Below are 8,704 nucleotides of genomic sequence, written 5' to 3' on the forward strand. Positions count from 1 at the left end.
ATATAAACTGCTATAGTAGCAAATTAAATTCCATTCTTTATTGTACCATATTTCACAGGCTTATACGTTACTACAACTACATTTCATAAATCTATTTGGTTCTGGTTCTAAACAAAATAAAATACCGCCTATTTCTGTGAAAGCTTTCACAAAAACAAGCGGTATATATTAGCCTATAACTAATAAGTAAATATTCATCAATGTTACGATAATACCAATGCCCCAAAGAATAATCCCCGTAAATCGGCGGTTCGTATAAGCACCCATAACACGACGACTACTCGTCATATATAGTTGTAAGAATATGGTAATCGGCAACTGTAAACTCAAGAACATTTGTGAAACGAGCAAGGCTTGAAAGGAATCCGTAATAAACAGGATCAATAATAGTGCAGGAATATATGTTAACCCCAATCCTAAACGACTATGAAAGTCCTTCATATCATAGGACTCGCCAAACATGCCGGCAAATATGCTCGCCCCAGCCATACCGGCTGTCGCCGATGATGCAATACCTGCAAACAGCAAGGCTAATGCAAAGATAGTACCTGCAGCAGGTCCAATTAAAGGTCTCAATAATTCCTCAGCTTGTTCTAATTCGGTAACAGCAATGCCATGACTAAAAAATACGGCCGCTGCCAATAGAATCATTGCGGAGTTAATCATCCAACCAATGCCCATAGATAATAATGTATCTACGAATTCATATCGCAACTGGCGATGCATTATCTCCTTATCTTGTCGATTAAACTGACGACTTTGGATGACCTCGGAGTGCAAAAACAAATTATGAGGCATAACGACGGCCCCTAAAATGCTCAAGATAACGAGCATCGATTCATTAGGTATGCTCGGATTGACCCAGCCAATACCCGCTGCAGCCCAATTGATATCGACCATATTGACCTCCACAAGGTAGGCCAATGCGATAAGGGATACAAACCCGGCTATGATACGTTCTAATTTACTATAGGAGTTTGTAATGAGCATAATTGTACATACGATAGCCGTCAACACGCTACCGATAACGAGAGGGATACCAAAGAGCATCTTTAATGCAATAGCAGCACCAATAAACTCCGCCAGCGCCGTTGCTACGGCCGCAATCCCTGCCGTACTAAGCACCGTACGAGATAACCATTTCGGTAAGAATTCATAAGCACATTCTGCTAGGCATTGCCCCCGCACAATCCCCAAATGGGCCACATTATGCTGCAATAAGATAAGCATAAGCGTAGATAGTGTTACAACCCATAGCAATTCATACCCATAACTAGCACCTGCTGCTAAGTTGGCAGCCCAGTTGCCAGGATCGATAAATCCGACGGTTACAATAATACCGGGTCCGATATACTTAAATACTTCACTAACATGTTGTTTGCCATTCTGATGGACGGTAAACAACTTATTTTTAAAAAAATTAGTCATGTTGTTCCCTTACAGGGATTATAGAGTGAACGTCATTTCTGTTTGTACACGCGCATCTGCTTTAGATTTTCCATTCTTGGAACCTGTATAGCGAATACGAACATCACCGTTAGTCTTTACACGAGAGTCATCAATTTTGAATTTCTTCATTTTTTCCTTAATTTGTTCATCTGTTAAGGCCCGTTCTTTAGGTTTTGCTACTTCATCAGTGGCCGCATCGAGAGATTCCTGTTGTTTTTCGGATACCTTAACATCTTTACCAGATTTCTCAACTCGTTTTTTATCTAATTTTTGACGGCGTTCTTCGGTGATTTTCTTGTCTCGTTCAATGCGATAATCCATGACATCACGCATGTTTTCTTGGTAGATACGCAACGCAAATTGACGATCATTGTCGTTCATTTGTTCCCGTTTTTCCACAACTTCATCAAGTAACGGCATCAACTCATCCTTTGTATAGCTAGTGCTATCATCGAATGTAAATCCGTGTGTATCTGTAATGGCCCCATGTTTTACCAGCGTCTTTAACGCTTTGTATGTCCAATCATTTGGTGTAATAAGGCTAGCGCTACCAGGATGTGCAGCAGATACGACTTTTACATCATCAGTACTCATACCATCTACCACAGGACGGGCACTAGGAATTGCAAAGTCTTCCGCATGAGCCACACCGAAGAATGCCACGAAGCAAAGGGTCCCAATACTAAGGGCGCGACGAATCATCGACAAATGACGTGTATATTGTGTATTCATAAAAGTCTCCTTAAATTAAATTTTATACAATTCATTATAAGCAATCAGATATGAATACGTCAACTCTATCCCCATTCCTTACACTGTATGGTTAATAAAAAAGACCTCACATCAGACGATGTGAGGTCTCAGCATGGCGGAGGATTAGGGATTCGAACCCTAGCGACGGTAACCCGCCCTAACGATTTAGCAAACCGTCCTCTTCAGCCTCTTGAGTAATCCTCCATGCTTTACTGGGTAATCATATCATACCCAATAAGGCGTTGTCAATTGAATTATTTCAACATAGATTCAATGAACCAAATTTGTTTTACATAATATTCAATATGGTCTTCCATCATGTTGGAAAGCAAGAAATTATCTTCTTCACCAGCTGCTTCACGAATAGCAGCAGCTTGATCTTTCATATATTTGAAGTCATGAAGTAAAATTTCGATAACTTTATGTTGAGGAATATTTTCTTGACCTAGTTCACCGATTTTTGCCAATTTAGCATATTCAACAGAATTTACCAATGGGAATTCACCTTGCATTTTTACATGTTCAGCTACTGCATCAAAGTATTCAAATGCTTCATCATAAATGGATTCCAAGTATTCATGGATAGATTTGAATTGTGGACCAGTTACATTGAAATGAAGGTTGTGTAATTTTACATTCCATACAGAAAGATCTGCTAAATATTGATTAACTTGTTGTACGTTTTTCATAATAATTACTCCTTTTTCATTTAATTCTCAATTACAATTTATCCTAACATCAGGATAAATCCAGTCGGCTTTTATGCCTGTTATTTATTTCTGTAATTTGTAATCAATATTGATTACATAATTATATTAACAATAATGATTTTCCTTGTCAATAACTTTATCGATTTTTTTCAATGAAATTTTTATGAAACAAAAAACCTCTTACCATCAGATATGCATCTAACAGCAAGAGGTCTAAACCAATCTATATTATATATAGTATTCTATGTAGTTTTCAGGATATGGGCTATCATTAGATGCGCCATTTTTATTCTTTCGTCTAGGCTTCCGAACATACATATTTTCTGGATCTGTTTCAAAGATAACCATATCTTTCGGAATATCGTGTTTTATAACTAGATTACAACCGATTTTAGTACGAGCTCCAATCGTAATATCCCCTAAAATTTTTGTACCTGTACCAATGAGTACATCATCTTCAATGGTGGGATGGCGTTTTGTTTTCTTAGAGGACATACCGCCCAATGTTACTTGGTGGAACAATGTTACATTATCTCCGACGATGGCCGTTTCACCGATAACAACGCCCATACCATGGTCAATAAATAAGCCGCGACCTATGGTAGCACCGGGATGAATCTCAATGCCTGTTACATGACGAGAATGAAGTGCTATACGGCGTGCCAATGTAGGCCACCCTGCCTTATAGAGGCGATGCGCAAAGAAATGCCAAAACAAGGCCGTAATATGAGGATACGTCCATATAACCATCCACACATTTGTGGCAGCCGGGTCAGAATCCATGACGCGTTTAATATTGTATTGAATTTTGCCCCATAATTCGCGCAAACCTTGCATCATAAGTACTCCATATCTACATTCATTACACGAACAGTGTGTCTATCAAAAATATAACGCCCTTGGATACTCCCAAGGGCGTAAGTCACGGTTTTAACGATAACCAAACTATACACTGGGTATAATCATTTGTACACTCTATAAATATATTCCTACTCTAACACCTAGGAATATATCTGTCAAGAATTTTGAGGGTCTTTAAAGTCCGCAGTTTATAGGAAATAACTGAGTTTATCGTATCTTACTAAGTGTGTTAATTACCGAATCCCACGTAACAGGCACAGTCACAATGGCAACGGCAATTCCTATCCATAAAAGACTACCCACGATAACTATAAGCCTAGAGAGCACAAACTGGAACGCCCTACTATTGCCATATAGGATGATGTTCTTTCGTTCATGCAATACAATATGACCCCATAAGAAACCAGCCAAGGTATACGTTAAAATATGTGGATCTACTATCAAATAAGAAACCACATCTGGCATATGCTCTTTTCTAGATATAATTGGTGAAAGCAAGCCATTCACTTCAACAGCCCATAGTTTATACCAAAATAACATCAATATGGCAGGCCACATAGAACGCCATGTCATCCATAAGACATAACAATAATTTACCAATGCCCCTGCTACTTGACCAGAATGCTGTTGTAAATATCGTTCCATCCAAGAGTTCGAACTGTAACCTTGCTCAACTTGCCAATAGTGAAACTGTACATTTCGTTCCCCATGTGTAACATCTACGAACCCCAGGGTTTGTAGTAGGACGAGAGCAAATATAATAATGGTGACAAGCTGAAACCATTCACTAAACATCCAGCTAGACGGCACCATACTGTCTGTTACAGTAATGTCGATGCGCAATACTAATAGTATCAACGCTACGTAAGCACTCCACCGTGTCCATCGGCTGTATGTATGTAGGGAACTATGATTACCAACAACGAGCGCTGTGGGATGCAATGATAATAATAAGCCGAATACAAAGCAAAATATGAATGCTGAGATGACCGCTATAAATTCGTAATTCATCTTAACGGTACGCTACGCGTTCAGGCTGCATATCGTGGAAATGAAGGCGCTCTTTTGCCGTCTTTTCCCAGTCTGTACCAGGCTTGCCGTAATTTGCATATGGATCGATGGACAAACCACCGCGCGGCGTAAACTTGCCCCATACTTCGATGTACTTAGGGTCCATCAACTTGATGAGGTCTTTCATAATGATATTAATGCAGTCCTCGTGAAAGTCCCCATGGTTACGGAAGCTAAATAAGTACAATTTTAAAGACTTGGATTCTACCATTTTCTTATCTGGTACATAAGAAATATAGATTGTGGCAAAGTCTGGTTGCCCTGTCATAGGACACAAGCTAGTGAACTCAGGACAATTAAACTTAACGAAATAATCATTATCAGGGTGTTTGTTATCAAACGCCTCTAACACCTGTGGTGCATAATCAGTAGGGTAATCGGTCTTGTGACCTAACATCGTTACCCCTTGTAACTCTTTTTCAGATCTGCCGGATGCCATAAGGAACCTCTTTCTATAAACGCTATAACTTCTATAATTAAGATATATTAAATAATTCATGTAATACTTAATTATAGCATATAAAGAATGACCTACAGCATTACATTTGTTTGCAATTCATCAAAGGTAAAAGCATATTCTTCCACACGCACAAACTCTTCCCAATCATTATTTAATAAAAGAGATATATGGATTTTGTCCTGTTCCTCAAATATATCTGCACCAACACAATAGCAGGGAGATGCAAAAGAAATAAATTTACTTTCACTAGCATTTTCTAAGTTGATAAGCTGTAGCTGATTTTCACCAATCGCTAACAAATATGTATTAGATGCTATTAGTTGATAGTATTTAATAGAAACTACATCTGGAATTTCAATAACGCTTGTACCATCTATAATTATTATATTCCCAGAGTCATGACAGATTAATTTATTCTTTCTAAAATACATAACTATTCCATTATATCTATTTTGATACTCATTAAATGGATATTCATCAACAGAAGCAAGTTCTAGCACTGTAATTTTAAAGTCAATCAAATCCAAAGATACTACATTCTTACTCGTATCTATCATAATATGATCTTTACAGAAACAATGTAAGTTTGAGAAATATATATCTTGAAGATCATCAGGAAGCTCTATTAGTTTAACCCCACTACTTTCAATGTCAACTAAACACAAAAATGCTTCCAACTTAAAAAGCATCCTATTATTAACGTAATCTATATATCTAGCTTCAGGATAAAACAGATTTTCATTTACCTTAATTCTTTTCACTTCATTCCATGAGGAATCCAACACAATAAGCCCTTGATGGTTATCATTTATTATGCTATATGGTCCTATTCGTTCTAACATATATATATCATTTTGGTTATAACTACTATATAAAGACTTAATAGGTTTCATAATCATTGTCTTAAATCCTTTCTAAGTTTTTTCTTAGGGTCTTTAGATTTCTCCCTCATCACTCCAGTTATAGGATCTGCTTCGCCTAAATGATTTCCATTTTTATCAAATACTTCTAAATGGGCATCTACACCTTCATGAAAAGTATCTCTATAATAGTAATGTTTTGTTACTCTATGTCTATAAATTTGAGCATGATCCCCATAGCGCTTACCCGTTCTATCGAATAAACTTCTATCTGATAGGATTGTTTCAGAATCTTGCGGAACTCTCACTCCCCAAACTGGATGTTCCTTAGAGTATGCAGTATATATATAATCGGATAATTTAGGTCGAATTAAATCAAATCCACCCAACTTGCTTGTATTTAGTTCTTGTCCCAACGGACTAGAAAGTATTTGTACTTCTGCATTCTCATTAGTAGGACTTTTAAGTACCATAGGCTGAGCAGACTCCTCTAATGGAGAAGATAGTATCTCAGGTTTTGAAAATTCAGGATTAAAAGTAAAATCATCTACCCAACCTTCATTTCCAATATTAGAGACGTTTACAGGTGTAATACTAGAAATACGATTCCTATAGGCCAAAACAAATGGTTTGCTCACTGGTTGTAAAGTTTGAGCAACTATAAACTGTAAAGTATTAGGATTCAAAACAATACTACTCTCAGGGTGATCAACCAAATACATATCACCGTAAGAATACGACATTTCACCAATCTCACCAGTAATCGTATTTTTTACTTGCACCGCTTTACTTGAAAGGGAATCCGACGGTTCAATAACCCAGTTATTCGTTCCATCCTTACCATATACAGACCCTATATACCTGTTAGGTGCTCCACCGAGACCATCTAAATAATGACGACTTAATATATCTCTACTACCATTATTTTTATATACTTGACCATTTAAATGATATATCTCAACCGGATAATAAGATTGTTTAGCAAAATCCCATTCATACTGTTGCCCCTCAACAACAATGGGTCTTCTTTGTTCTAATACTGGGGTATCTTGTATAACTACAGAAGCATCACTAGTTGCATTATCCTGCCATACACCAATTAGCAGCTCATTTTTTCCTTGCCTTGCATCATAAGAATAATTATCTACAGAAACTACGCTCGGACTTGGAATAGTTAAAATCCAACTTGCATTACGTATAAGATTGTTTATACTGCTAACCTGATTCATACTATTGGTTAAACCAACAGCACTGCTTCCTAGAAGAGCCCTTGTTACTATAGCAACAGCACCACCATTGTTCCACTTAGTCCCATATTGTGCTTCAGCTGCACCTGTTACAGAGGAATAACCTAAGCTACCATTTACAGCAGCACCTAGCAAAGCACTTAATGTTTGAGCTACATCAGGTTTTTCTTTTGCAATTTTTTGAATTTCTCCAATTAATGCTTCATTGGTAGCACCAGTATAAAAACCACTACCAGGTTTATTTCCTGCCATACGAGCAGATACTTCAGCGACTACACCATGGGCTATCGCTTTTGCAGCTTTACCTTCTTTAGAGGTTGGATTCCAATTATGTAATTGGCCAAAGGCTTCTTTTGCAAATAGTTTAGATAATTCTTGACGTTCTTCAATTTTCTTTTTATCAAAGATTTCATCAAGCTTATTCAAGCTATCTTTTGTATCTCGGGACAGTGTTTGCATATTAAAGTTAGCGTCTCGTACTTCTATTGTACCATTTGAAATAGCAGATGTTGTAGTAGAAGAAGCCGATTTGCTAGAATCTGGCAACAGATTAGGTAATTTCCCTAATGTATTCCACACGGCATCTTGCCCTGCTTTACTAAGGTTCTTAAAATTACCAACGTGATTATAGCTCATACCTACATTACGAGATGTATATTCTGCCGTATTTTCAATATCTTTAACAACTAATGATCCAGTAGAAAGTTTATTTTTATTAGAGTTTGCTGTACTATCTATAACAGCTCCTGTTAATGATGTTGTTTCAGCCGTGTTAATTGCAAATCCACCGTCACCTGCATAAATACCAGCTTGATCAGTAACACTCGCATAATCACTTTTCATTTTACCTTTGCTTGAACTCATAGATACATTACTTAGAGAACCCGCATTTGTAGATACACTAAACCCTTTATTAGAGCTTTCACCTACATATGTCTTTGTATCTTGTAAGCTTTCAATAGAAAGATTGCCACCTACGTTTGCTGTTACAGATTTACCAATTACCTTGGAACCACTGATATGGGTATCCTTTCCTGATGTAATAGTAACAGCATCCGAACCTACAACAGTAGTACCAGTATGTGTTGTTACCTTTGTATTACCCTTTTGTTTTGCAGCATTAGCACTTGCATCAAATCCAAGTATACCGCCACCAGCAACACTTATATTAGCCCCAACAGACCAGCCTTTACTTTTGGCGTTTTCAAGCGTTTCACTTGTATTTGTTGCCGCTTGTAAAGATACATCATTGGAAGCCACTAGTTTGACTGTTTTACCTGAAATTGTTTCACC

8 protein-coding genes and 1 tRNA gene are annotated in these 8,704 nt (G+C 37.4%); all 9 read right to left on the reverse strand.

Annotated elements, in window-relative coordinates; all coding sequences use genetic code 11:
• Window positions 1-168: 168 nt before the first annotated feature.
• Window positions 169-1,428, reverse strand: coding sequence for an Nramp family divalent metal transporter (locus tag HMPREF1504_RS06845; RefSeq protein WP_038124631.1), 1,260 nt, complete (start codon window positions 1,426-1,428; stop codon window positions 169-171).
• Window positions 1,429-1,446: 18 nt separating this feature from the next.
• Window positions 1,447-2,181 carry a hypothetical protein gene (locus HMPREF1504_RS06850; RefSeq protein ID WP_038124634.1) on the reverse strand — a complete coding sequence of 245 codons (735 nt, stop codon included), beginning with the start codon at window positions 2,179-2,181 and terminating at the stop codon, window positions 1,447-1,449.
• 134 nt (window positions 2,182-2,315) lie between these two features.
• A tRNA-Ser gene (locus tag HMPREF1504_RS06855) sits at window positions 2,316-2,406 on the reverse strand.
• Window positions 2,407-2,456: 50 nt separating this feature from the next.
• Window positions 2,457-2,891: a DNA starvation/stationary phase protection protein gene (locus HMPREF1504_RS06860; RefSeq protein ID WP_038124636.1), complete on the reverse strand. Its 435-nt coding sequence runs from the start codon at window positions 2,889-2,891 to the stop codon at window positions 2,457-2,459.
• A 249-nt stretch (window positions 2,892-3,140) separates the two neighbouring features.
• Window positions 3,141-3,752, reverse strand: a complete 612-nt coding sequence (gene epsC, locus HMPREF1504_RS06865) for a serine O-acetyltransferase EpsC (protein WP_009661741.1) — start codon at window positions 3,750-3,752, stop codon at window positions 3,141-3,143.
• A 228-nt stretch (window positions 3,753-3,980) separates the two neighbouring features.
• On the reverse strand, window positions 3,981-4,784 hold the full coding sequence (locus tag HMPREF1504_RS06870; RefSeq protein ID WP_038124637.1) for a hypothetical protein: 804 nt from the start codon (window positions 4,782-4,784) through the stop codon (window positions 3,981-3,983).
• A gap of 1 nt (window position 4,785) precedes the next feature.
• Window positions 4,786-5,283, reverse strand: a complete 498-nt coding sequence (queF, locus tag HMPREF1504_RS06875; RefSeq protein ID WP_038124640.1) for a preQ(1) synthase — start codon at window positions 5,281-5,283, stop codon at window positions 4,786-4,788.
• 92 nt (window positions 5,284-5,375) lie between these two features.
• Window positions 5,376-6,203: a hypothetical protein gene (locus tag HMPREF1504_RS06880; RefSeq protein WP_038124642.1), complete on the reverse strand. Its 828-nt coding sequence runs from the start codon at window positions 6,201-6,203 to the stop codon at window positions 5,376-5,378.
• A partial coding sequence (locus HMPREF1504_RS10550) for a hemagglutinin repeat-containing protein (RefSeq protein WP_232203333.1) occupies window positions 6,200-8,704 on the reverse strand: 2,505 nt, incomplete at its 5' end. The genes HMPREF1504_RS10550 and HMPREF1504_RS06880, both read right to left, overlap by 4 nt.

The organism is Veillonella sp. ICM51a (assembly GCF_000524355.1).
Classification (GTDB): domain Bacteria; phylum Bacillota; class Negativicutes; order Veillonellales; family Veillonellaceae; genus Veillonella; species Veillonella atypica.

What these genes read in the sequence shown, in the direction of transcription:
- HMPREF1504_RS06845 (WP_038124631.1), bottom strand. Translation starts at nt 1,428, where the DNA reads ATGACTAATTTTTTTAAAAATAAGTTGTTTACCGTCCATCAGAATGGC.
- HMPREF1504_RS06850 (WP_038124634.1), bottom strand. Translation starts at nt 2,181, where the DNA reads ATGAATACACAATATACACGTCATTTGTCGATGATTCGTCGCGCCCTT.
- HMPREF1504_RS06860 (WP_038124636.1), bottom strand. Translation starts at nt 2,891, where the DNA reads ATGAAAAACGTACAACAAGTTAATCAATATTTAGCAGATCTTTCTGTA.
- epsC (WP_009661741.1), bottom strand. Translation starts at nt 3,752, where the DNA reads ATGATGCAAGGTTTGCGCGAATTATGGGGCAAAATTCAATACAATATT.
- HMPREF1504_RS06870 (WP_038124637.1), bottom strand. Translation starts at nt 4,784, where the DNA reads ATGAATTACGAATTTATAGCGGTCATCTCAGCATTCATATTTTGCTTT.
- queF (WP_038124640.1), bottom strand. Translation starts at nt 5,283, where the DNA reads ATGGCATCCGGCAGATCTGAAAAAGAGTTACAAGGGGTAACGATGTTA.
- HMPREF1504_RS06880 (WP_038124642.1), bottom strand. Translation starts at nt 6,203, where the DNA reads ATGATTATGAAACCTATTAAGTCTTTATATAGTAGTTATAACCAAAAT.